Origin of the sequence: Polaribacter sp. Z014 (assembly GCF_023555435.1) — a bacterium.
In the GTDB taxonomy this organism is placed as follows: domain Bacteria; phylum Bacteroidota; class Bacteroidia; order Flavobacteriales; family Flavobacteriaceae; genus Polaribacter.
This window is the reverse complement of sequence record NZ_JALCZP010000023.1, coordinates 1-25,246: the sequence shown is the minus strand read 5'-3', so window position 1 is coordinate 25,246 and position 25,246 is coordinate 1. Positions and strand designations below refer to the sequence as shown.

20 protein-coding genes are annotated in these 25,246 nt (G+C 28.3%); 6 read left to right on the top strand and 14 right to left on the bottom strand.

The genetic code is table 11. The features are described 5' to 3' along the window. Positions 1-339: 339 nt before the first annotated feature. The 14 genes from MPF19_RS16610 to MPF19_RS16550 form a co-directional block, all read right to left on the bottom strand. Complete coding sequence (locus MPF19_RS16610) at positions 340-2,223, bottom strand: hypothetical protein (RefSeq protein ID WP_249989324.1); 1,884 nt, start codon at positions 2,221-2,223, stop codon at positions 340-342. After that, positions 2,220-3,641: a S8 family peptidase gene (locus MPF19_RS16605; protein WP_249989323.1), complete on the bottom strand. Its 1,422-nt coding sequence runs from the start codon at positions 3,639-3,641 to the stop codon at positions 2,220-2,222. Before MPF19_RS16605 ends, MPF19_RS16610 begins: the two co-directional genes overlap by 4 nt. Before the next feature lie 12 nt (positions 3,642-3,653). Continuing rightward, positions 3,654-6,503 (bottom strand): virulence factor SrfC family protein, encoded by a 2,850-nt coding sequence (locus tag MPF19_RS16600; RefSeq protein WP_249989322.1) that lies wholly within the window; start codon positions 6,501-6,503, stop codon positions 3,654-3,656. A gap of 2 nt (positions 6,504-6,505) precedes the next feature. Beyond that, on the bottom strand, positions 6,506-7,249 hold the full coding sequence (locus tag MPF19_RS16595) for a hypothetical protein (protein ID WP_249989321.1): 744 nt from the start codon (positions 7,247-7,249) through the stop codon (positions 6,506-6,508). Next, on the bottom strand, positions 7,242-10,214 hold the full coding sequence (locus MPF19_RS16590) for a virulence factor SrfB (RefSeq protein WP_249989320.1): 2,973 nt from the start codon (positions 10,212-10,214) through the stop codon (positions 7,242-7,244). The genes MPF19_RS16595 and MPF19_RS16590 overlap by 8 nt, the downstream gene beginning before the upstream one ends. Before the next feature lie 19 nt (positions 10,215-10,233). Further along, the gene (locus MPF19_RS16585; protein WP_249989319.1) at positions 10,234-11,580 is read right to left on the bottom strand and encodes an SH3 domain-containing protein; all 1,347 of its coding nucleotides are present in this window, start codon (positions 11,578-11,580) and stop codon (positions 10,234-10,236) included. 9 nt (positions 11,581-11,589) lie between these two features. Beyond that, positions 11,590-13,353, bottom strand: coding sequence for a hypothetical protein (locus MPF19_RS16580; protein ID WP_249989318.1), 1,764 nt, complete (start codon positions 13,351-13,353; stop codon positions 11,590-11,592). Next, positions 13,346-14,476: a hypothetical protein gene (locus MPF19_RS16575; RefSeq protein ID WP_249989317.1), complete on the bottom strand. Its 1,131-nt coding sequence runs from the start codon at positions 14,474-14,476 to the stop codon at positions 13,346-13,348. Before MPF19_RS16575 ends, MPF19_RS16580 begins: the two co-directional genes overlap by 8 nt. A 9-nt stretch (positions 14,477-14,485) precedes the next feature. Continuing rightward, complete coding sequence (locus tag MPF19_RS16570) at positions 14,486-15,559, bottom strand: hypothetical protein (protein ID WP_249989316.1); 1,074 nt, start codon at positions 15,557-15,559, stop codon at positions 14,486-14,488. 249 nt (positions 15,560-15,808) lie between these two features. Then, a complete protein-coding gene (locus MPF19_RS16565; RefSeq protein ID WP_249989315.1) occupies positions 15,809-16,237 on the bottom strand; it encodes a DUF1810 domain-containing protein in 429 nt (142 codons plus the stop codon). A gap of 173 nt (positions 16,238-16,410) precedes the next feature. Beyond that, a complete protein-coding gene (locus tag MPF19_RS16560; RefSeq protein WP_249989314.1) occupies positions 16,411-17,295 on the bottom strand; it encodes an alpha/beta fold hydrolase in 885 nt (294 codons plus the stop codon). A 249-nt stretch (positions 17,296-17,544) separates the two neighbouring features. Next, positions 17,545-18,378 carry a hypothetical protein gene (locus MPF19_RS16555; protein WP_249989313.1) on the bottom strand — a complete coding sequence of 278 codons (834 nt, stop codon included), beginning with the start codon at positions 18,376-18,378 and terminating at the stop codon, positions 17,545-17,547. A 227-nt stretch (positions 18,379-18,605) separates the two neighbouring features. Beyond that, a complete protein-coding gene (locus tag MPF19_RS19365; RefSeq protein WP_284041563.1) occupies positions 18,606-18,737 on the bottom strand; it encodes a hypothetical protein in 132 nt (43 codons plus the stop codon). Positions 18,738-18,937: 200 nt separating this feature from the next. Further along, positions 18,938-20,140 (bottom strand): phage integrase SAM-like domain-containing protein, encoded by a 1,203-nt coding sequence (locus tag MPF19_RS16550; RefSeq protein WP_249989312.1) that lies wholly within the window; start codon positions 20,138-20,140, stop codon positions 18,938-18,940. A gap of 276 nt (positions 20,141-20,416) precedes the next feature. On the opposite strand from MPF19_RS16550, the gene MPF19_RS16545 reads away from it, so the two are divergent. From MPF19_RS16545 to MPF19_RS16520, 6 genes are all read left to right on the top strand, one after another. Beyond that, entirely contained in the window at positions 20,417-21,751 is a 1,335-nt protein-coding gene (locus MPF19_RS16545; protein WP_349666071.1) for a tyrosine-type recombinase/integrase, read from the top strand. Beyond that, positions 21,748-22,719 (top strand): hypothetical protein, encoded by a 972-nt coding sequence (locus MPF19_RS16540; RefSeq protein ID WP_203394328.1) that lies wholly within the window; start codon positions 21,748-21,750, stop codon positions 22,717-22,719. The genes MPF19_RS16545 and MPF19_RS16540 overlap by 4 nt, the downstream gene beginning before the upstream one ends. A gap of 222 nt (positions 22,720-22,941) precedes the next feature. Further along, positions 22,942-23,148 (top strand): hypothetical protein, encoded by a 207-nt coding sequence (locus MPF19_RS16535; RefSeq protein ID WP_249989310.1) that lies wholly within the window; start codon positions 22,942-22,944, stop codon positions 23,146-23,148. Positions 23,149-23,159: 11 nt separating this feature from the next. Then, a complete protein-coding gene (locus MPF19_RS16530; RefSeq protein ID WP_249989309.1) occupies positions 23,160-24,194 on the top strand; it encodes an AAA family ATPase in 1,035 nt (344 codons plus the stop codon). Between the two features lies 1 nt (position 24,195). Then, positions 24,196-24,393 carry a hypothetical protein gene (locus tag MPF19_RS16525; RefSeq protein WP_203394326.1) on the top strand — a complete coding sequence of 66 codons (198 nt, stop codon included), beginning with the start codon at positions 24,196-24,198 and terminating at the stop codon, positions 24,391-24,393. 55 nt (positions 24,394-24,448) lie between these two features. Then, positions 24,449-25,246: DUF6371 domain-containing protein (locus tag MPF19_RS16520; protein WP_284041562.1), on the top strand; the 798-nt coding region annotated here is incomplete at its 3' end.

Genomic DNA, 25,246 nt, shown 5'->3' with positions numbered 1-25,246 from the left:
TCAAGAATTCCCTATTTTTCTTTACATCTTCCTAAATATTGAATAGTCCAAGCTGCAATTATAAATTAATTAGATGCACCTCTTTTTGTTTGTCGCACTTAGCTGCATAGACTTAGAGACAAGAAAACAATTTATGCTAACTCTTCTTGTGGGAGTACCATGTTTTTCTTATTATTTGGAGTACAAGAAAAAAATTATCAATATAGGAATAAGTCATTTAAATTTATTTTTAACTATGAAACAAATTTATCTTTTAAATCTAACAATATCAAAATGCGCAGAGCTTCAAAAGTGTTAATAACACCTTTAGTTCTTTAAAGTCAATAATAATTAAAAAAATTATCTTGGACAATTTACTCTAATCCCCCAATTAGTTTGTCCAACCACTTCTACATAAATATATCTACATGGCGCATTAATTATTTTTGAATCCTGAAAAGATGAAGTGTTTGTTACAGTATCAACTTTAAATAATGCAGTACCATCATCGCAATACACTGTTATAATATCTAAGGCAGTATCATTATAGTATTCAAACAAAAAATCAGCATTAGATTCTCCTAAATCAAAACGTTTTATTTGATTTCCTGTATTGTTATAATTTTCACCTCCCCCACAAGGTATTATTGGCTCTACAAACACAGGTAGAGATAATTTATTGAGATATATAATACTCTCCTGTGTATTAAAATAACTTAAAGAGACCTTAGCATTTAAACTTTCATATCCTGGTTTTTGTATAAATATATCTGTAGATTGATTATTAAAAATTTGCTTGTACAAAGGGTATTTACCATACTTTATAGACGATTTTCCAAGACTATCTGTTTTATGATTATTACTCTGCACTTGATAAACACTTAACTCAGAACTTGAAACCTCAGCTAAATCAATAGCCTGTTTAGTTTTTTTATCTATTACTGTATAATCGTGAACAACTTCAGTTGGTATAAGTAGTAAGAGTAAAAAAAAAAAGACGAATGGCAACCACCACCATAAAATTCGTTTCTGCTTAACTATAAAAGTATACTTTCTTTTATCTGTATGTTTAAACTCTTGTTTCCAACTGGTCTTCTTATAATTCATAAAAACTCCATACTCAATATCTTTATTTAGAGAAGTAATAGAGACAATACCATTTGTATCGGTTGTATAACTTGTTTTTCCATTTAAGCCATAAATATCAATTGGCTGATTAACAATAGGCTTACGTTTCCTATTTAAAAACTCTAATTCAATATTTCTTTCCAATAATGGTTTTTCTATATTGATTGGTTCTTCCATAATGGGTAAATCGTATGTAATTGTGTAAGTTTTGTTTTCACTAGGTAAATTTGAATACAATAATTCATCTCCCTTATTTGAGAATATTTGAAAATCTCCATCTTTTTCAGGATGTTCAAATTCATACACCCCATTTGAATCAGTTTTGAATTTTCTATTTTTGAATAACTCAGATTTAAATGAAAAATTTTCGTTTGCTACAGCTATACCATTCGAGTTAATAATGTTAAAGGTTAAAGTATAGTTTCTTTGGACAACTATAACATATTCTTCTATTGTATTTAATTTTAATTTCACCTCTTGAAAACTTTTTTCAGGGCTACTGATTGCTATTGTATTTCCTTTTTTTAAGTTATTTATCTTAATTACCCCCTCCTTATTCGAAGTTCCTTGAAAGTTTAAATTTTCTGATAAAATCACAGCATTTATACCCTCTAAGAATTCATTCTTATTGGATTTAAATTTGATAATAAATGATTTCATAGTTGCAGAGAATATCTTTTTTAAAACACCTTCTCTTTTTATATGTTCATCTTTTGTATACCCCCATTCCGTAAGAATAATACTAATATTATTATTTAAATCTTTTGTATAAAAAATAGCATTTTCATCTGGTATTTCTATTATATTTTCTAAGAACCCCTTATCTGAAATACCTTCTAGGGTTGTAGCCAATTTATTAAGTGCACCTTGAATTAACTCATCAATATACTGTTTACCTTCTTGATCTAACGAAGTGTAATTAAGATACGGTCCATCAGTGTCTGCTTGCCATACAATTGTACCTTTATTAATTTGTATGATTGGCTTAGCAAACTCCAAATTTTGCAGGACTCCTTGAATTTTTTTATGAATAATCTTATAATAATGTGAATTCGAAGCATTATCATTAAATACCGATTTTATTTTCCCTAAGTTGGATTCATTAACTATATTCATAATGCTTTCATTTTTAATAAAAGTTGATTAATTTGAATTAACTTATTGTTAGTACCATTTACCTTTTTACCAGTTTCCTTCATTAGCTTCTTAATCTCTTCTAAGGAAATATCTCTATCAATCGACTTAATTAAAGCCACACATCCAGATATAATTGGTGATGCCATAGAAGTACCGTCCATAAGTTTAAATTGCTGATTAGGTATACTACTATAAATATCAACACCTGGTGCATAAATATCAACTCCTTCTCCATAATTAGAGAATTGTGCTTTTTTTTCATTTCTATCGGTTGCACCTACAATTATGGAGACTTTTGACCTCTTCATAGGATCTAAATCTGAAACTACAGAAGAGTTTCCTGCAGCTTGTACAATAATAGCACCTTCCTTTTCTGCAATTTCATAAACTTCATTCCACATTTCGGCTTCATCTATATAAATTGTCTTTGCATACGCTTCCTGTTGCTCTTCTGTTAAATTTCCAAAAGCATAAGATAAATTCATTCCTAATGACATATTAATGATATCCGCATCATTTTTTAATGCATAAAAAATACCATCTAATATAGAAGAGGTTGTCATCATCCCTTTATGATCTGCAATTTGAATTGGTATTAATTTACACCTAGGCGCAACTCCTGAAATTCCAATACCATTATTAATTTCTCCAACAACTGTACCTGCAACATGAGTACCGTGAATCATTTTATTATTGTAGGAACTTATTTTATTTGAATATTCAAATACATTCCAAGGTTTTTCTATTTGATTTATAAGTTCTTTATGATTTGGATCAAAGGAATCATCTATAACAGCAATTTTGATGCTAGGGTCTCCCATTGTTTGATTCCATGCCTTAAAAAGTCCAATTTGACTGTAAAACCAATCATAATTTGGGTTATTAAACCCAGGATCTGTTTTAGTTTGACTAGAGGTTAAAATGGATTCATAACACACAAATTTAACTAATGAAAAATCTTGTTTAATTTGTGCCTTTAGGCCTATTCTTCTACTTGGAGGAACCTCAAACTGTACACGTTTATATGCATCGGCATAATAGGTTACTTTTAAAGAATCTTTAATGTAATTACTAATTACATTTTGAGAAAAGACTTTTAAATCCGTTGTATCCTGTACATATACATTTAATAAATTTGATATTATTGGTCTCTTTAAGGGATCGTCGGGTCTTACTATTATTTTTAAGGTGTCAATAGGAATTAATAAATTTGGTTTTTCTGGAAACACAGGTTTTCTATGAGCATAATTGGGATTTGTACCATTCCAAAACTCATTAGGAGAATTGCAATTTCTTAATAAGAACACCGCAGTCAAAATTACCAAAGCTGCTATTATGAATGGTAAAATTGAACTACTTTTTCCAAATTTCTGAAATTCAAATTCTTCTTTTTGCATTATATAAAAACTTTAAAGTGATTGAATTTTATTAATAACTCCCCCCAATTCAGCATTTAGTGCAGTATTGAAATCACTATCTATACCATATTCTTTTTTTACATTTTCTTTAAATAACTCTTTAACTCCAAGAGAAAATTCTGAAATATATTTTTTAGAAGCTCCATTCAATACTTGCTTTGTTATGACATTACCATCATATAAAGTCGATTCATTAGAAAAGATAGGTAAATTATTTTGTCTCTGAATAGGTTTATCCTCCTGATTACTAAACAACCATGTTGCCGAAAACACGTAGCGATTTAATATACTTGTAATACAACTTGATATTAAATTAAACTTTTCTTTAGTAAGACCATCTTTCAACTCTTCATCAATTATTAAAATAATTTCCCTTTTTATATTTTTTTTAGAATTGCTTTTTAAAATTTCTGAAAAGATTGTATTAAAAACTTCATTATTCCCTTTTTTAGGTTTTGCATCATTTTTAAAACGTATTGAAGTTAGTTTATTAGACCAATGATTCAATACTACGTCAGAAAACATTTCACTTGTATTTTTTGCTTTTAATTTTGTTGATAATAGATCATCAATTGTTACTCCTATTTGACTTTTTAATATTTCGTTTAAATCTTCCTCTCCAACTTCAAAAAAGTCTAACAATTCCTGCTTAACAACGGTTTTAGGGGTATTACTATCTAAATCAATACCTAGGGGATTTAGAAATGCTTTAACTTTATTATAATCAATTTTTTCCTCTACCTCTTCCTTTTGAATATTAAATTTAAACTCATATAGTAATCGCCAAATTTCATTTTCTGTAGTTGCTATTTGTTTTAAATAATTACTTAATGGGCTATCAAAATTATTATTAAGACTTAAAATCGAAGTAAATGCCATTGCTCCTTTTATTTTAGCTTGTCGCAAATCTTCATCCATATTACCGGACGAATACTCACTTTCTAATATGTTTAGAGTTTTCTGAACAGCATCTTCATAAATATTATGTAATTGAGCTAACATATTTATGGGGTGAGAAGACGGCTCCAAATATTTACATAAATAATCTATACCTGTTTTGTTTGGTGTAAGTAACTCTTTCCACAATGTCTTTTTATCAAAAATAAAATCAGTTGCTATTTTTGAATTCATAAATGATGTTTCCATATCATTTATAATCCCTACTTTTTCAGGTCTAAGCATTTCTTCTTTTTGATTTACAGGCTCGTATCCCTGAAAGAAAGCACCTGAAAAACCTGGGTCTCGTATTGGAAATATAAATTTGAAAGGTTCATTTTTATGAGACCAATTTTCTGTCCATTTATCCTGAACAGGTTTACTCATATAATTACTGAAGTTTTCTTTAAAACGAGCGTACCATTTTGAGTTATGGGAATCTGGATCATTTAATACTTCTGCACCGCCTTTTCCATTGAGTTCTACATTAAATTTGGTCATCGCAATTAATAGCGGTGAAATATTATTTACCTCACATTCAATATTTTCAGATTTAAGCAGTCTTAATACTTTTTCTTGGTGTTCTTTTCTTGATTCAGGGTTATTACCAATATATCTTTTTATCCATTTATCTAACAATCCAGGAGATTCAGAAACTAACGGTGGCTCATTGTCCATACAATATAATAAGGTTGAAATTCCAATATCTCTATTATATAAATAGAATAAATAAGAAACTTTACCTCTTACAAACATCGAAAGTTTTGCATTTTCCTTGTTAGAGTTGAATACTACTTCAGGTATCCTATCTCTGCTTTTACTTCCTGGAAAATCTAATATATCTGTATATAATAGAAACTTTTTCTCCTCTTTTTCAAGAAAGTCATTTGGAATTTCAAAATGCAATTCTTTAATAAGGGCGCTAAATTCACTTACTCCAACATTATTTAATTCTCCTTTTTCATTACATACGGAAAGTTCTTCTAAAGTAGCTGTATGAAACATTTCTTTTACACGTTCTACATCTAAAATATTTGTTGTGTTGCCAAATAGCGGATTTTTTTCACCGTTAATAATTGCTTTATCATTTACGTAAGCAATATTAGAAAAACCAACCACATTTAAAGTGTCACTTAATTTATTGAAAACACTAGTAAGAAATTCATTTTTTCCCCAAAAAAAATGTAACAACTCCCACCTTCTATTATGGGCTATTTTAGGAAGTAGTAGAATTAAATCATTAAAAAAATCAATACTTTCACAGTATTTTATACGGTAATTATCTTTATAATTATTAGTAAGGTAATCATTAAAATCATAAATTTCATCTTCATGTAAATCTGAAACATTTACATTATTATTTTCTGCTTTAAAAGAGGCTACTTTCTCTAAAATTTCCTCTTTATCTAATTCATCAATATAATCTTGAATATCTTCTAAATATCCATTGATAATGATTGAAGCCACATCAAGTTGACTTAATAATTCTACTTTATATGGATATTCCTTTTTTACATTGTTTGGTTTACTTGTTGAAAAACGAGTAATAACTCCGGTTGACTCTCTTCCTCCTGGAGGATTTATTTTTTGTAAAAAATCAATTCGTTCTTGAGTGATGGAGTTTAAAACCTCTAATTTTGAAGTTTTCGGAGATTTAGCTAAACTCCTAACCAAGAACGACTTACCAACCTGACTTTGCCCAAAAACTGCCACTGAAGGTCTTTTATTAGTAGCTTGAATTACCCTATTTAAATTTCTTTTAGTTTCTTGTAATAACTTTATTTTAGTTTCTCTTGTAGCGATATCTCCATTTTCATCTATCCATTTAATCCCATCCTGAAGGGCTGAAACTACTTTTTCAGTTTTCGAATTTATGTCCTTAAATCTGTTATTAATACTTTGCATAATTAGATGGTTTTTACGTTTCCAAATTTTAAAACTTCGTCATTTTCTGTACTTAAAAGAATATAAGTCAAGCCTCTTAAGATTCTTTGACCGTTACCTGAAACGTTTTTGTGAAATTTTGGATCTACAAAATTCCCATCTTCAGGAGAAATAAAACTATAGTTTGGAGTTTTTAGGTTGATTGAATTAGCAATCGATCTATAAATATATTTTTGCTGTGTAATACTATAAGCTTGTAATTTCCTAAGCATTTCACTAAGTAAATTATATAGGTTTTCAATGCTTATTTGTTCTTTCTGTAGTTCTACGTCTACAATAACTAATTCATTTATTAATGTAGTTAAAAACAATAATCCTTCTTCATAATTATCTTCTACAATTTCTGCAATTAATGAATTTAATTCTACAAAGCTTTTAGGTAAGCGAGAAACAATTTCAAAAGAATCTTCTTGTTTTACATTTTTTATAACTTCATTATTTTTGTCTACAAGTACTTTTGAAATCGCAAATAACTTATTTATAACTCTTCTTGAAATCTCTAAATACTTATCAGTATTTTGTTGATTTAGATTCTGAAACGTCTGAATATCATCCTTAGTAAACTCCTTTTCATTTTTATTTAAAAAAAAATCGATTGTCTCGCTAACATTTTCCAATGATACCTTTGAAGTATCATTGCCACTCTTCAAATTTTCATTTTGTTGTGTATTATTATTCCCTCTTGGATTAATTCTTAATTTATTCATCAGTGTAATTTTTAAGTAAGAATGATCCATTGTCTTTCCAGTATTCTAGACCACTAGGTAACGTTTTAAAGAGCAGTGTAAAATAGCTTTCTCCATCAACCTCATAACCATTTTTATCTACGATAGCAATATCATCTATTAATAACTCTTCCTTATTCTCTTCATCTCTGCTAATGGTAATAGTAAAAGGATACTCAAAATCTTCTTTCGTTAATAGTTCTTTATGAAGATCATCTTTAAAACCAAAAACATATAAGGAAGTTGCAATCCAATCTTCCGAAGGTAACTGACGCATTCCTATTGAAATCGGTGCTCCAAAAAATTTAAATGCACCTTCAAATTTATTTTTTTCAAATATGATTTTAGAATCTTTAATTCGTGAAAAATCATCACTCATTACCCCTAAATATTCTGCTGTAGATTGAATTTCAGATAACCTACTTAAATCTATTCTAAACTTATCTAATCTATTTATAGAACTAAGAAAAGCTATTAAAGCCCCTACACTCACTGTTGTTTTAGGATCTTTTACTTCACCGAAATTTGCAAAAGGATACCAATCTCCAAATTTATAATTTCCGAAATTTATAATTTTATCTGGGCTTAATACAAGTGTTTTTTCAAATAATTCTCTAATAATTCCTAGGTTACTTGACTTTCCTGACAACAATAAAACATCACAATCAAAAACCCCCATTAAGGCCGTCAATTGTTCTATTACAGGCTTAATAATATCTGCAATGGCATAATTAATCAAGCTAGTGTCAAAATCTATTAAAACATCTAAAAAGTTAAAAGTAGGAAGTGCACACTTTTTTTGAATTACTTCTTCTATGTAGGGAATTAAATTATTTTTTGGTTTTGGATATGATTTAAAAATATCACTTATTTTCTTCTTCCGATTTATCGCATTATTCATAACGTGATTTATCGCTTCGTAAGCACAATAAGTAGCAATTTGATTTGCAAATTGTTTTCTGTAAATTCTATGAGTAGCAGCCTGATTACCTAAGTTTTGACCAAAAAGATAATTGAGTGTTTCATCTACATTAATACCTCCATCTTCTTTTAAACTCTTTTCTATACTTGGAAGCACAACAAATTCTATAATTCGTTTAACAATATCGTCTCCAGCAACATTAAAGCCTTCCCAAAAAACAGGAATTGGCTTAATAATTGGTATTTCAGAATCTGCATCTGTTTGATAATTACAAATCATCAAATCAGTAGTTCCTCCCCCAATATCTACACTTGCAATGGTTACAGATTCCTTATCTGGGTGTAACGTGTTTTTTCGTTTTTTCCCCTTATATCTAAAAAATAATTCGTGTTTACCTTTAAATTTATCAACCAACTCACTATATAAGTAAGTGATTTGAGAACATGTTGCTTCATCATATTTCCAATATTTTTGCTCCTCTTCAAAAGACTCCTCGTTTTCACTTGGATGAATTTTTAATTGTTCATGAATAATATTTGGATACTGTTTCTTTACAAGTAAAACAGCTGTCTCTAATGATTTATTTAAATAAGTTTGCTCTTTCAACGTCATTGCTGTTGGACAAGTAATAACAATATCTTTTAGAATTCTTCGAAAAGAAGAGTTCCCCATATCCTTTCTGAAATTATGATTATTAATTTGGGAAATGGCTTGATATATTATCTCTACTAAAGCAAAAGTCATTAAGGATGCTCTAGAATAGTTGCTTTCTGTTGTTGGAAACCCACTTTCATTTAAAGAACCATCAATATTTAGATATTCAGCGATTCCGAATAATGCCGCTTTTTTTAAATTTTGAGTCTGGCTATACCCAATATAACCATCCTTATCTACTTTAATCCATGGTAAATTAGACTCACTGTAATCCCATAAATAGCGCTTAGGACTACTCATTGTTGCTTGAGAGTCTTCACTCTCAAAAATAGAAGTTAACCTTACAGCCTCTTTACCAACCCTTAGAAGACTTGGCCATTGAAAAACATCGTTAAAAAAAGCACTCGCTTCATTTCCGAATTTTTCTTCAGCAAAAGCCACTTGCATTTCAAACGGTTCTGCATAAGTTTTATATGGTATCGATAAATCTCGTATTTGAACTTTCTTGGATGATGTTAAGTCAAATGTAGAATTTGCCTTGGGAGAAGTTGTTTCTACAAGCAATCCACAAGTTCTAGAGTTACCTATGTCTAATATTAGACTAGTATCTATAGTTCTTTCTCCTGTCAACAGTGCTATTTCTGGAAAACCACCTACCTTATCTAATATATCAAGTAGTACAAAGTAGTTTGCATAGTGCCTAAAATAGTTTTTAGTATTGGAAGCTTTTAAGTCATAAATATTCGTTAACCAAGTATCAATATCTTCCCTACTATAAAAAGAAGTAAAAAAACGCTCTTTTATTACACATTTAAATCTAATGTTACCAGAAGGAGTCGCATCTGATTCATTTGGTTTTAAATATTTTTTTTGTTCATTGCTAGACGTTTCTGTATCGAATGCAAGTACAATTTTATGTGTACAGTTTTCTTTTTTTTTTGTTTCTAAATCTACTTCACCAAACCACATTCTACACCAGTCTTGCGGTCCTGCATGAAATGGTTTAGATTTATCGTTTCTTGTTCTAAAATATGGAATCGGAATCCAATGACCTGTATAAATGTCAAAAGCTTCTCTACCTCTTATTTTATAAATATTTTTCTTTGCAATAATTTTTATAAAATCTTCTCGAATTTCATCAGGAATTACATTTCCATTTTTATCAATGGCTTCTGCATTAATGGAGTCGAAATCTATGTATTGGTCGTTCCATTTATAGGGAAAAAGTATAGAGCCCGACTCTTCTTTACCCTCTTCATCATATATAATTTCCTCAGCAAAACTTTTTTCACTACTTAAATTATCGTCTTCATCTATATTTAATGGAATTTCTATAAATTGAATTCCTGTATTTTGAATTAATTCGATCATATTTTATAGAATTTTCTATTTAGTAATATTTAATATTCTGGCTCTCCAAATAGCCGTGATAAATTTCATTGTTCCCCTCAACCTTAACACTATAAGTATTTAGTTTTAAATCTTTATTTTTAATAAAAATTTCATCATTGCTTTTTAAATATATCAAAACATTAGGGGTTGACTTCCCTATTTCTTTTGGGGAAGAGTATAATGGTATATATGAATATGAAGCACCATTTATATACGCTTTTTTATTTATCACCCTAACTCTATCGGTATCAATGTTTTTTGAAATAAGACGATTTGAAACATAGCCCGTCTCACTTCCACTATTGTAGCTAATTTTTGCCCAAAGCGTTTTTTTATCAAAACCTAATAACACTACTTTATCACCATCAGATAATGTCGTTTTTAAATTATTAATATTAGAATCATAAACAGGAGTACTTCTAACATTCACATTATAATTACTATGACTGATATAAACAACATCGTTAATTGGAAACAATGAACTATTAACTACCTTTTTCGTTTCTCCTCCATTTTTAGTAATAAACAACAAAGCAAAAACGAGTGCTCCAATAAAAAAACAAAATGTCAAAATTCTAAATAGGTTTCTATCTTTCTGTATTTTGTTTTTTTCCGAAGTAACCTTAATTAATTCATTCTTAAAATTAAGATTTTCAGCAGTACTAGAACTTAAAACTTCCTTCTTTTGAATTGATGTCCTTGGGTTTAATATGGTTTGGATGTTTATCCTTTGATACTTTTCGTAACCAAACTCTTTAAGTAAAACTGTGGAAGGAGTTAGCAATAAACATTCTATTTTACCGAATGAAGTGTTATTACAAAATTGATTTAGGCATGTATTTACTCCCTTATTAGAAATTGAAACCTCATCAAATGCTATTATAGAAGGCTTTAAATTATTAGGAGATAGCTTTTGATTTTTGAATATCTTAAAATCCTTATTAGTACTGGGTAAAATTACTCCCAAATTTTCATCTTCAACATCAAAGTTACTCTCAAAATTACGTTGCAACTGACTTAGTAAATACTTAACACCATCAATTATTTTATTCTCATTAATCTGAAATTCTTTAAAACAGATTGCGCTACCTAAAAGAAAGCTTTCATTATTTTTATTCACACGTTCTAGTAAAACTACTAAATACGCATCTTTTAAACCTACAGTCCCTAACTTACTACTTATTCTTTTAAAACAGAGTACTTTTTCCTCTACTCCTTTTAATTGGTTTAAATTATCAATAATTGAATTAACATTATTAGCTAACTGCAATTCTTCAAACATACCGTTTGAATCTACAACAAGGTTTGACGTTTTTTTAAATATTGCATAGCCAATATTGTTCATATGCTGTTTTTATTTTTTGAAAAATGGTAGTTTTATTTTCGAACCTTTTTTTAATTTATCTAATTCCCCATTCTCTTTTTCTATCATCCATTTAAAATGTTCTAACACTTCTGAACCTTTTAATGTTTCGAAAATTTTTGGATCCATTTTTTGATATATATCATTATCATCTCTATCTTCAATATATAGTTTTAAAACATTATCTAAGTTCCCTTCTCCCTGCCATTTTAAAGACGGATTAAGTGGTTTAATTTCATTTTTAAGCGTAACAAAAAATGTATTTTTAGAACTTGGCTTCAACTTTCCAACTAAATCCTTATTAGTATAATCAAACTCCCAAAATTCCCATATATGTTTATTTATATATTTTTCTTCTAAAGAACTCGTCTTACCTTTTAAATGTTTTTCTAATATTTTTTTTGCAAGTTTTTTAAACTCAATAGGATCAGAAGTAGAACTACTTTTATCTATCTTTTTTAATTGCCTTATTTCTTCTTCCTCTAGCTTTTCTTTTTCCTCTTTAATATCTTTATTTGTCTTTGAAATTATTTGATTAAGTTTTTTATTTTGCTTACTTAAATCTTTTGAATCTCCTTTTTCAAGTATAAATAAGACTACAAAAGTTGATAAGAATATTAATAATACGGAAAATACTGAAATGTTACGAATAGTGTTCTTCCTTATATTTCCTGGTAGTTTCTCAAAATAACTCTTTACTATACTTTCATTACTTTTTAGAGAATTTGGTTTTAATACATTAGCCGCATTACTAATTATGTCATTTAGCTCATTAACTTTATTAGAGTTTTGATTCTCACTTAATGTATTCCTACTGTTAGAAGTATTATTCACTAAACGTTTAGCTTCATTGAGCTCTCTAGAAGCATTTCTAGTATTATTTTTAACTTGAGTTAAATCTTCATTACCTCTATTAATTTCTTTATCTAACCTTTCAAGTTCAGTCTTCCTTGAGATTATCTGACTATCTAAGCGTTTTACTTCATTAGTCTCAACATCAATTTTACGTTTAAGAGTAACTGCTTCTTTTTTAATTGAGCCAAACTTTTCCTCAGCATTAATTAGTCTGTCTTTATAAAAACCTAAGTGTTTGTCGTAATTAAATAAAGAGCTAAAATCTATCTGTAAAAAACCATTAGCTTTTAATTTATTTAAAACCTTAGTAGAAATACTGGCATAAATAAAATCTACTGAATGATAAGAGTTATTTAAAGAAAAATTAGTCAGTAGAGAAACAGCATCCTTTTCTAGACTATGTAACTTTACCACTAGGTTCTTACTAGTTGTAGAAATAGAAGAATAATTTAATTTACTCTCTTCAAACATACCAAACTCCTTATTGGTGTCTGGTAATTTAACATTCCAGTTAGATGAGTCAATAGCTTTAAAACGATTATCAGCATCTACATTTTCTTTCATTTTAGAAAATAAATACAGAAGTCCAGAAACCATTTTCTCGGAATTTTGCATTTTGTTCTTAAAACATATTGCACTACCAACAAAGCCTCCAGATCTATTTTCACCATATTGAAGTGCATTTTCATAAAGTACAATTAGCAACGCATCTTTTTTATCTAAATTTTGAGAGCTAGATGGAATACGTCTAATCATTAACACTTGTTCTCCTTTTTCTAGAACAACATGTGAGCTATTTAAATATAAAGATTTATCTAAATTTAATTCTTTAAACAAGCCATTGGATAACACCGAAATACCTTTAGGACTTCCAAAAACCGCATATCCTATATTACTCATTTGAAAATAGTTTTTTTAGTGATTGAATAATATTACTAACTGTAGATTTTTTAACCTCTTGATCTAACGATATACCCGTTGCTGTAGAATACATCCATTTTAAAAGTTTTTCTGAGTCTTCAGGTATAAACTTATAAGTATCACCTCTTTCAGAATTTGATATTACATCTCCAATAGAAAACTTCATATAGGCCATCTCTCTATTATCATCAAATAAATTATTAGTAAGAATAGGTAATTTTGCCTCTAAGTAATCCTTTACGTTTTCATATTCATCTTCAATTTTATCCCATTTATTAACAGTAATTAAAACAGGGTTATGAGTATGCCCTAATTTATGGACATGCTTTAAAAATTGATTTATTAAGTCTTCACTATTCTCTGGCGTATCCACATCTACAACACAAATAAAAATCATGTTACATTCAGGATGTTTCATATATGCATTAATACGCTCATCAAAATCACCTCCAGAACGACCTTCATCTCTTAATTCAATTTCACTAAGATCTTCTCCTGCCATTTCCAACAAACAAAAAGGCATACTGGGCTTTCCACTAGGTTGAAACTCTAAATTAATTTCCGTTGGAAACACAAATTCGGTAGGATCTAAAGTTTGAGTTCCAGCAATAAACTCACCTTTCCTAACCTTTTTAGTCATTTCGCTTAAAATATAGTCTCCTTTTCGATGATGATTATGTTCATTTAAACTAAGCGACCTTAATTGCCCTATTCTAGAGGTTTGAATATAATATAAAAGCCCAGATAGCATTGCCGATTTACCCGCAGTTGAATTACCAAATACAAAGAAATATGGCATATTAGGATCTATCTCTAGATCCATGGATACTGTTGTAGCTGGCTCAGATGTTACTAAGGTAGGTTGCTCTTCAAACACATAGTCATCATCTTCATCTAATTCATTATCCCCAAAAGGATTATCATCTGTAGGAAATGTATTTTGAGAATGTTCGGTATCTTCGAAGGGATCTACCGAATCGTTATCACTAAAATCAAAAGGGTTTGAAGTTTCTGGAGTATCTATAATAATTTCTTTCGGTTTCTCCACATCAATTTCATGAATTGATTTTCGGTTTATTGGTATTTTAATTTTCTTAGCCATAATTATTTTTTATAAACTTCTTGGACCTGTTGATGTGTATTTTCTTTCTTTGTTGTAAGAAAGTGCTAAAAAAACAAACCCTAATGTTGCTAAATCAATTATTAAACTTATAATTATTGAAAAAACCGTAGCAGAGTTATTATCCCTCCTAACGAATGCACTATCCAATACAGATTTTATATTTTTAGCATTTACAGCCTCATAATCAGATACCTCCTCATAAGTGAAAGTTGGTAAAAATCCTTTGGCTTTTTGACCAATATCATCATTAACGCTTTTAATTTTCTTAACAATATCAACACCTCCCATTTTTAACTGTGCTTCATTAGCTGATTTCAAAAGGGAGTCCGCAACTATATTCACAGGCTCATATAAAGAAGTAAGCTCATTTAACTTAGTATTAACTTCACTTTCTTTCGAATCTTTTAACGAATTAAAATAACTCATTGCTGCTTTTTCAAAATTGATGTATTTCTTAATATGAATTTTAGTCATACTTGATTGTGATGAAGCATTAAATTTGGAATTATATTCACTAAACAGTTGAGAGATATCTTCCCATTTTTTTTTAGCTTCTTTACCATATCCCCTTGGAGGTGTTTCCATTTGAAACTTTAAAAGCTTCAATTCTCCTTTAAGCCTTGTTTCAAGATCAATTATACCCGTAGAGTTATTTAATCCGGAAACAGCACTTTCATAAGTTTTTTTAAACGTCGTTTTGTATTCGGTTAAATCCTTATTTAAAAGACTGCCCTCCATTTGATTTCCATAAAAATAAGTGAAGTTTCCGAAAAAACTAATTAATAATGGTAGTAAAAAACCTAATGATTGTTTTAAGTGGCTTTCCCCTTTTTTTCGCCTTTCCATTATAATATAATTCAAGCCAAAGAACAATAAACCCGTTGCAGTAGCTAAAACAATTGCTAAATATTCGTCAAGAAAACCTCTGTAACCTTTATAGGTTGCTATAGCACTGAATGGGACTAGGAGAAAGTTTAATGCAAAAAAGATGATTTTAAAACCGACCTCTTGCTTATCGTCAGTCTTTTCCGGATTATTTCGAGTTTTGTAGTTTATTGCCATGCATTTTTTTTAAGCCAAATATATTGATTTATCAACAAATAAAATCACAAAAACCTATATAAAAAGCATTTTTTTAAGAATCAAATGTACTTATATATAAGCAACAATGATTACGGGTTTCCGTAATCATTGTATAAAACTTTAAAAATTTATTTCCACCGACTTTTATTAAAAAAATAGATACCACTAATAACTTTAATAGAATAAAAAAACAATAGACGATTCTCTACAACTACAAATACAGTCGTTTTATTTTTTCTTTATATTACTTAATGTGCGCCTACACCTATTTCCTTCAAAATATTTTTCTAAAACTAAATTAAAGAAATCGTTTTCAGATTGAATAGCGGCAAACAAGGTCATTGATGATTTTAACTTTAAGTCATCTGGCTTACCTAAAATATCATAAGCAGATTTGTTTTCAATTAAAAGAAGTGCCTTTGTAATCTCTAAAATACGAAAACTAAGTATGGGATCTTTCAAATAACTAGTTGCTTCTTCTTTGCTATTAATAGCATATTTTATAGAGATACTACTCCTACCAAGATCACGATATTGAGGAAAAACATACCACATCCAATGACTAGTTTTTCTACCGTTTTTTATTTCTGTTAAAGCTCTTTCATAGGAATTTGATTGTGCGTCAATGAATCTTTGTAAATTAAATTTATCTTCCATTATTTGTTTTATTTACTACTATGTGTTCTAAAAATTCGTTGTTCTTTATATTCCTTTTGAGTTAGTTCTAAAAAACATGTTAAATCTATTTTAATAAAAATCAACAAAAAAAGAGAAGTAATAGAATATATATCTCATGTTTAGATTCTCCATTGCTATTTGTTTTTAACTTATTACTCTATTATTTTATTAATCAACTCAAATATAATATCAGGGTGAGCAACTAATAAACCATGATCTTCTCCCTCGATTCGGTGTCTTACATACTTTGACTTTGGAATGTTTTTGTATATTCCTCCACTCCTATCATTTGAACCATAAATTACATGTACCCTTTTATTTGTTCTAGGAGTATTTTTTAAGCTAGCGGATAGAATTGTAAATGATTTAAACTTATTTGGAAAATTAACAATAGAAGTATTTATAGCCGAACCTCCATTAGAAAGCCCTACTAAATGAGCCTTTTTATAGCTAATTCCAGCTTGGTCGTATGCATGAGGTAATATTTTATTCATTATATCATTCATTGTTTTTTTTGTAAAATACCCACTAAAACTTGGAGTTTCTACAGCTATAACAATTGCATTTGTATATTTTGCAAATAAAGCTGGGTATAACAACCAGTTTCCTGCATATCCATGACAAAACACAATTACTTCACAATCTTGTAATTTATCAATATTAGGTACATGTAAATAATAGTGTCCTATTCCTTTATAATGTCCCATATCTTGCATAATTTGGAAAGGGACATTATGCGGTGGTGTCTTTTTTGGCTCCAGTTCTCTATAAAAACTATGGAAATTATTGTTAATAAAATATGTACTCTTATTATAATTTATTATGTCACCAACAGCACTCCCTTTAAAATATTTTTCAGGCACAAAATAAGAAGCAAAAGAAACTACTGCCATTACATCTCCTTCACCTATAAAACTAGATAAATATGGTATAATTGGTTGTTTAATTTTATCTCCTGTCTTGATATCAAAATATACACTTTGAAGATAATCACCTGAATCAGAGCTTCTATTTGGAAAAAAGCACCAAAATGACACAAAGAATAAAATTAATACTCCACGATTTATTCTCTTTTTATTCTCACTGTAGAATGGTACTCGTTTACGTAATACCCTAAATAAAATGTATATAAAAATAATTTTAATATGCCAGCTAACAAAAAACAAAATAAGTACTAGAATCGTAAATACTTTTAGAAAAAGTTTAACCATTTTATTTCAATTTGATTTTGGAATATCTGTTAAGGAAACTAGCGGTTTTCATGAACCATTTAAGTTTGTAATTCATTAATTTCTTTTTTGCAAAACATTAATTTCATTAATTAACAACTTTAGCATTGATTTTTGCACCTCGGAACTTTTTAATAAATATAAATAATATTCAGATTCCTTTAGATTCATGATTTTTGTGTTATCTGAAGGAATCTCATCCATTTTTTCTCCGAGTTTAAGGATATTCTGCATATAATTATTGTATATAGTATCGTCAACACCTTTATTATTTAATGTGTAAATATCTATAATCAATCCTGCAAATATCATAAAGAATAATTTTTTATTATTGAATGATGCTATTTTATAAGCTTGTTCTTTTGAAGCGTTTTTAAATATTGATTCATTTTTCAGAATATTTTTTTTAAACAGATCATTCATGTTGTTATAACGTTGCATTCTGCTAACTTTATAAAAATTTATAATACTATATATCGATTTTAATTCAGTTTCTGAAAGGTTTGGTAAATCAACAGTTTTGTTGAATGGTTTTATTATTGTCTTATTTAACTCTTCTAAAGAATAATCACCTCCTCTTGATATTGACATCACTGTTCTGGTGTAGGACATTCCGTAAAAGATATGACTGTAAGCGGAATAAATTTTAGTTAAGTCTTTGTAGTAATTTTTTCCTGATTTATCAATTGTTGTTAATGTACTATCAGCATATTTGTAAGCCCAATATGATTCTGAATCACTGTCAATAATATTTGCAATTTCTGAAAACTTTTTCAAGGTTTCATATTTATTTTTTAGAATTAACGATTTCTCTTTTAAGTAATTTTCATTTTGTGCACTATAAGATGTAAATGCGATTAAGAAAATAAATAAGATAAAACTATTTTTCATTCTTTTGTTTTTTTTTATTTAGTCTAACGTTTTTTATAAATATTCAAGAAAAGTAGTCGGCTTGTAATCTAGTATTTTTTCAGAATGAAAATAAAAAGCAAACAAGTAACTAACTTTAGATTAGATTAAGTCATTAATTGTAAACAGCATTAGGTTTAGTTATTTTCATATTATTTAATTCCGTCGAATCACCCTTAAATTTATTGCTATCCTAATTCCTCCAACAATTACCTTCTCTGTAAATTGATAAAAAGACGATTTAACGCTAACTCTTCTTTATCTTCTGGCATCAATAATTTTACAGTTACCAAATCATACCCGATCGACAATTCATAATGTTTATTATCTTTTGCTATCAATGATATTTTTTTTAACTACCCAGCATTATTGCCAATCAGGAAAGATACAATGACTTACTAAAATAACTTTACGGTTTCCCATATTGCAAACTTTATTTATAATACAGCATTTTTTAAAAACAAAAAAAACTTTTTTAATATCAAATTAAAAAAGCAAGAAATGATTCAAGTCGCTAGCAAAATAGATCAATCTTCAAACATTAAAACTCCACAACTTTATCTAAAGCATCATCAATATCTTGTTGCATAAAATTAGACTGATACAAAATAGTAGTTGTAATTGAAGAGTGTCTGTATAACTTTTGAAGCATTTGAATTGTAATTTTATCACCTGAAATATTACCAAAACTATGACGAGCAATATGCATTGTTAGTTTTTTATCAATACCAGCTTTATCTGCTACCATTTTTAAGCGTCTATTAAAATTTCTTGTAGCTGTTTTTATTCTGGTTTTTAAATACCTGTCATCATCTAAATCAACACCTTCCAACTCTTTAAAAAGATAAACTGTTTCCTCATTTTTCTCTAACTGACTAAGAATACCTATTACTTTATTTGGAATTTTTAAAGAAACAAGTTTTTTATTTTTGCCCATTCTATAATGCAACCTATTATCTAAAAAATCTGTCCACTTCAATAATAAAACATCACTAACTCTAATTCCGGCAAAATAAAAACTAAGTAACCAAGCATTTAAGGCATATTGTTGCGCCTGAGTGAGGTCTTTTATATTTTCTAAAATTTTAATTTCTTCAATAGTTAAACCTATCTTAACTGATTCCGGAAACCTTATTTGATACTTCCCTCTACCAAATGGATAACTTACATTTTTAATCGAAAAATCAGAAATAGCTATATTCAGAATTGTTCGGATTGTAATCATATAATTTGCAATCGTTCTTTTAGATAGCTTCCTTTTAGTAGATAAATGATTCTCAAATTCCTTCATCAAACGTAAATCAAAATCACCTAAGTTAAATGTATCTTTTTTAATGAAATTTTTAAAAACTTGAAGGCGCTGTTTTTCTATATCTACCTGATGGAATTGTTTTCGATTTTTTAATTGATTCAAATAATAGTTTGATACTAGAAAAAAGTCTTCGTTTTTTTTATTTAAAACTTTACTTTTTATAGCTGTTACCGACTGATAGTTCGTTTCCATCTCAGCATCAATTAACTTTTTATTGACCTCAGACTTTTTATTCAAAATAAGTTGATTGATATACAAAAAATCTGGATGTGACTTCTTAACAGCACAATTTTTATTATCCCAGTCAATTTGTTTTATATATTGACCGATATAAATAAAAGTAGCTTTTCTATCTTTTATAATCCTAAGTGCAATAGGATATAATTTTTGAGAATTTGCTTTTTTCCTTAAAACTGCTTTAATTGAAGACACCTTAATAAATTTATTAAGCTAAAGATACAAAATTTAGGTACAACATAGGTACAACATTTGATGATATTATATGATATTATTCAATATCATACAAAATTAAAATACAACTAACTAGTTGATTTACAGTTGATTTAGTTTACTTTGATATCTCTAATTTATAATTCATAACCCTGAGGTCACGGGTTCAAATCCCGTTCTCGCTACAAACTTAATGTTAATTAAATCAACGAATTGTGTCTCACAATTCGTTTTTTTATGTCTTCATATTACTTACTTTTGCAAAAAGTACACGAAAAAGTACACGATTCAACTATGAAATTGAATTATTCTGAACCCAAAATATACACAGGTGGTGTAGATATTAACTCATGGTCTAAGCTCTCCTTTAAGGAGAAAAAAGACGCACTTTCTAAAAGTTGGTACGTACATTACTCCTATCGAAATCCAACAACAGGAAGATTAAAAAGACAACCAAATATTAAAGGAGGTGCTAACAGATATAGAGACAGAAAAAGTCGTTATCATATTTTATCAATCCTTAAGGAAAGTTTAGAGTATGTTTTATCAGAAGGTTATAATCCTTATGAAGATAACAGTTCTTTAGCTGAATTTATTGAAAAAAAGCTTTTAAATAAAAATAAAGAAGTTAAAACCACAAAAACAGTAGTTAAGGAAATTCAGCCCTCTAAAAAAACAGAGATAATAAAAACTATTTATCCTATAGAAAAAGCTTTTAAACTTGTATTAAAAATTAAATTACAAGTACAAAGTAAAAATTCTTATTCTAATTTTAATAGTAGAATAAATAGATTTGAAAAATGGTTAAAGAATGAAAAAATTGATTCAAAAGAAGACATTAATAGTATTACTAAGAAAACTGTAATACAATATCTAAACTCTGTATTACATTCTAGTAGTGCTAGAAATAGAAATAATACAAGATTAGACCTAAGTTCTCTTTTTCAAACATTGGTGGATAATGAAATAATACAGAGAAATTTTGTTAGTGAAATAAATGTGTTAAAAGCTACACCAGAAAGAAACAAAACATATACCAATACACAACAAGAAGATATTTTTAAATACCTAAAACAAAGTAATGAAATTTTATATTTGTTTGTACAATTTGTATCCTATAACTATTTGAGACCAGTAGAAGTATGTAGGCTAAAAATTAAAGATATTGATTTAACTGATAAGAAATTATATGTTAGAGCGAAAAACAAACCAGTTAAGATTAAAATTATTCCTGATATTTTAATTAAGCAACTACCCGATTTAACAAAATTAGATAAAGATGATTTTCTTTTTACCCCTGAAGTTATTGGAGGTAAATGGGATACTATAGAAAATAATAAAAGAAATTATTTTTCAAAGCAATTTAAAAAAGTAAAAGACCATTTTGGTTTAGGTAAAGATTATGGCTTATATAGTTTTAGACATACTTTTATTACTAAATTATATAAAGAAATGGCAAAAACCGCTACTCCATTAGAGGTAAAAAGTAAATTACAATTAATTACAGGTCATGCAGATATGAAAGCATTAGAAATGTACCTAAGAGATATTGATGCGGTTTTACCAGATGACTATTCAAACTTATTAAAATGATACATAAAAAATACTTCGGAATAATAGATGCCAAACAATTAGATTCTCTCAATTTTAATCAAATTGACACCTATTTATTTGACAAAAAATTAGCATATAAAAGCTATAGACAAACAAATACAAAACCAACACATACTAGTGAGTTAGGTGTAGTAAAAAATAGACTTGAAATTTCTGATAAAAATATGAGCTATTTATATATTGATGAAGTTACCGAAGTAGTTCATGATTTTCTTTTAGAACACTATAAAGCTGGTATTGGAGGAGAGAAAGCCTTATTTCAAAGAGATTTTGATGATGAAACATTTGGATTACCCGAATTAGAAAAGAAAAAGGTAGCCTTAGATTACTTTAATAAATATTTTAATTTAGTAAAAGGAGACTTTCCAATAGGTATGGAATACAACTCTAAACGAGAGATAGTAGCCGAAAAAAGATTTAAAACACTGTATGCTCTTAGAGAATCTTTTAGATATCAATTGCAAGAGCCCAATAATTTAGTTTTATCATACCTCCTTGGAAGTTTAGATTATTTTAGTAGAGAAACATTTGAATCTCTTCCTTTTTTAATTAAAATGTTCAATTTTGAAAATATTCTATCCATTCTGATTGACTTAAATAAAAAATTTAATTTTGAGCAAGAAAATTTTTTTACTCCAAAAACGAAAGCACAAAACATCTATGAAGAATATCATGAGCAATTCTATTCTTTAAAGCAGCTAGATTTTATAGAACAAGAGCTTAACATTGAATATAATAAAAAACCTAAATATATTACTAGTCTTTATTTCTTTTTTAAAAACGAAAAAAAATTAAAAATCCCTAAAGAACCAACTTTTAGGGAAATCATAAATCATTATTTTAATACTAAATTTAATAGGATTAAAGTTAGTGATTCATCAAGTAATTCACATCAAAAAAGGTTAAAACAGCTATCAAAAGAATGGGATGATTTTCAAAATAAGTAGCCTTTTTTTACCATTGACCCAACTTCGGTCTTTCTGACCCAGAAATACCCAGTATTTCCTCAACTGACCCTTTCAGTGCCCTTTTAATAACATCAATGTCTTCCTAACTTGCGCTTAGTTAAGTGCTGCTAGTGAAGACGTTGTGTTTATGGTATAAATTCATCATACTTTTTAGCAAGCATTTATTAATAGATTTATTAATAATACTTAAAAATTTAAAGTATGAAAACAACAGTTAATTTTAGAATTTACAACGAATACAAAGAAGAGCTTCAAATTCTAGCAAACAAAAGAGGAGAGAAAATTTCAGTAATTATTAGAGAAATAATTTCTGATTATCTATGTGAATTAAAAAAAGCTAATTCAGATAATAAACCAAATGTAATTACAATATTCATAGACGAAAAAGAAAACAATAATTCGTATTAAATCTATTCATTATGATAAGTAATACAATAGATAGAATTACGGATGATATAGCAAACAATCAAAAACTACTCGAAAACAATAGTACATTGAGTAGTTGTTTGGTTGTTAAAAAAGCCAACACATGGGTTGAAGAAGCTAAAAATAGACCAATACCCAATATGCTCTTTAGTGAATTGTGGTATGAAAAAGAAGTTTGTATTCTTTTTGCAGATACAAATTTAGGGAAATCTATTCTAGCCGTTCAAATTGCAGATAGTATCAGTAGAGGAACTGCTATTTCTGGCTTTAAATTAGAAAGTGACCCCAGAAAAGTACTGTATTTAGACTTTGAGTTGTCTGATAAACAATTTGAAAACCGTTGTTCAGAAGAATATCAAAACCATTATCAATTTAGCTCTAATTTTTTAAGAGCTGAAATTAATACCGAACTTGATATACCTAAAGAGTTTAAAGGTGTTGAAGATTACCTATGCGCTACATTAGATATAATTATTAAAAATAATGATGTCTCGGTTTTAATAATTGATAATCTTACTTTTTTAAGTAGTGAAAATGAGAAAGCAAAAGATGCTTTAGTTTTAATGAAAACTCTTAAAAAATTATCACAGAAAGAGGATTTATCAATTCTAGTTTTAGCACATACACCTAAAAGAGATGAATCTAAACCCATCAGTAAAAATGATTTAGCAGGTAGTAAAATGTTAATGAATTTTTGTGACAGTTCGTTTGCCATTGGTACAAGTTCTCAGGACGCTTCATTTAGATATATCAAACAAATTAAACAACGTAATACAGAACATTTATATCATTCTGAAAATGTAATAGTATGTAGTGTAGAAAAGGAATCTAACTTTTTAGAATTTCAGTTTGTAGAATTTGGATCAGAGAAAAATCATCTTAAAACTTTTGGTTCTTCAGACTTAGAAGAAAGAGACGAGCAGATGAAGTCTTTAATTTCTGAAGGAAAGTCAAATGTTCATATAGGTGAAATATTTAGTTTATCCGAAGGAGCTGTTAGAAAAAGAAGAAAAAAACTAGATATCTAGAATGAATGCTTCTGATGTACATACTATAGCAAAAGCTCTTTCAAAAGAAGAGTATATAAAGCTATACGAAATAATCAGAAGTGAAGTAAACCCAGATCCTATAAAACTAAAAAAGAAAAATAAGTTACCAGATTTTACACTAGAAGATGGATTGCGTTATTTACTAAAGAATCACATAACAAAAACAATTAAAACATAATCGTACCATTCGTACCCATAATAATGGTACGAATGGTACGAGGTGTATATATAATATGAATAATTCTTATAAGTATAGTTTAGACAGAACAAGTAAAAAATTTGTTTGCCCCAATTGCCATAAAAAGACCTTTGTGAAATTTATTGACAAGGAAACAAAACATTATCTAAATGATATTGATGGCAGATGTGATAGAGAAAGTAAGTGTGGTTATTTTAAAAAACCTTCAAATAACATTTGTATTACAAATAACAATAACTCTATCACAACTGTAATACAACCAACGTATCACAGTAAAGATATTGCAGTAAAATATTGTGATACATTGCAACAAAGTAGCTTTATTACCTATTTATTAAGCACTTTTAGCGTAAAAAGTGTAATACAAGCCATAAAAACGTACAACATTGGTATTACAAACTATTGGCAAGGAGCAACTATATTTTGGCAAATAGATACTAAAAAAAAAATAAGAGGTGGTAAAATTATGTTGTACAATTGTAACACAGGTAAAAGGGTGAAACAACCTTATAATCATGTTAGTTGGATGCACAAGCAATTGAAGTTAGACAACTTTGTATTACAACAATGTTTATTTGGTTTACATCAAATAAATAATATTTCAAAAGATGATACTATTTGTATTGTAGAATCTGAAAAAACTGCCGTAATAATGAGTATAGTAATACCAAATTTCCTATGGTTAGCTACAGGTAGTAAAACAGGTTTTAAAAAAGAAATGCTACAACCTATAAAAGAGTATAAAGTTATTGCCTACCCAGATAAAACAGAATACAAATCATGGAATGAAAAAGCAATACTTTTAAATAAAGAAGGATTTACTATTCAATGT

Bases quoted from the DNA above. Each gene is read 5' to 3' on its own strand.
- MPF19_RS16605 (WP_249989323.1), bottom strand. From the start codon at position 3,641: ATGCAAAAAGAAGAATTTGAATTTCAGAAATTTGGAAAAAGTAGTTCA.
- MPF19_RS16525 (WP_203394326.1), top strand. From the start codon at position 24,196: ATGAATGCTTCTGATGTACATACTATAGCAAAAGCTCTTTCAAAAGAA.
- MPF19_RS16530 (WP_249989309.1), top strand. From the start codon at position 23,160: ATGATAAGTAATACAATAGATAGAATTACGGATGATATAGCAAACAAT.
- MPF19_RS16585 (WP_249989319.1), bottom strand. From the start codon at position 11,580: ATGAACAATATTGGCTATGCAATATTTAAAAAAACGTCAAACCTTGTT.
- MPF19_RS16600 (WP_249989322.1), bottom strand. From the start codon at position 6,503: ATGCAAAGTATTAATAACAGATTTAAGGACATAAATTCGAAAACTGAA.
- MPF19_RS16610 (WP_249989324.1), bottom strand. From the start codon at position 2,223: ATGAATATAGTTAATGAATCCAACTTAGGGAAAATAAAATCGGTATTT.
- MPF19_RS16540 (WP_203394328.1), top strand. From the start codon at position 21,748: ATGATACATAAAAAATACTTCGGAATAATAGATGCCAAACAATTAGAT.
- MPF19_RS16590 (WP_249989320.1), bottom strand. From the start codon at position 10,214: ATGATCGAATTAATTCAAAATACAGGAATTCAATTTATAGAAATTCCA.
- MPF19_RS16565 (WP_249989315.1), bottom strand. From the start codon at position 16,237: ATGGAAGATAAATTTAATTTACAAAGATTCATTGACGCACAATCAAAT.
- MPF19_RS16580 (WP_249989318.1), bottom strand. From the start codon at position 13,353: ATGAGTAATATAGGATATGCGGTTTTTGGAAGTCCTAAAGGTATTTCG.
- MPF19_RS16570 (WP_249989316.1), bottom strand. From the start codon at position 15,559: ATGGCAATAAACTACAAAACTCGAAATAATCCGGAAAAGACTGACGAT.
- MPF19_RS16595 (WP_249989321.1), bottom strand. From the start codon at position 7,249: ATGAATAAATTAAGAATTAATCCAAGAGGGAATAATAATACACAACAA.
- MPF19_RS16555 (WP_249989313.1), bottom strand. From the start codon at position 18,378: ATGAAAAATAGTTTTATCTTATTTATTTTCTTAATCGCATTTACATCT.
- MPF19_RS16535 (WP_249989310.1), top strand. From the start codon at position 22,942: ATGAAAACAACAGTTAATTTTAGAATTTACAACGAATACAAAGAAGAG.
- MPF19_RS16575 (WP_249989317.1), bottom strand. From the start codon at position 14,476: ATGGCTAAGAAAATTAAAATACCAATAAACCGAAAATCAATTCATGAA.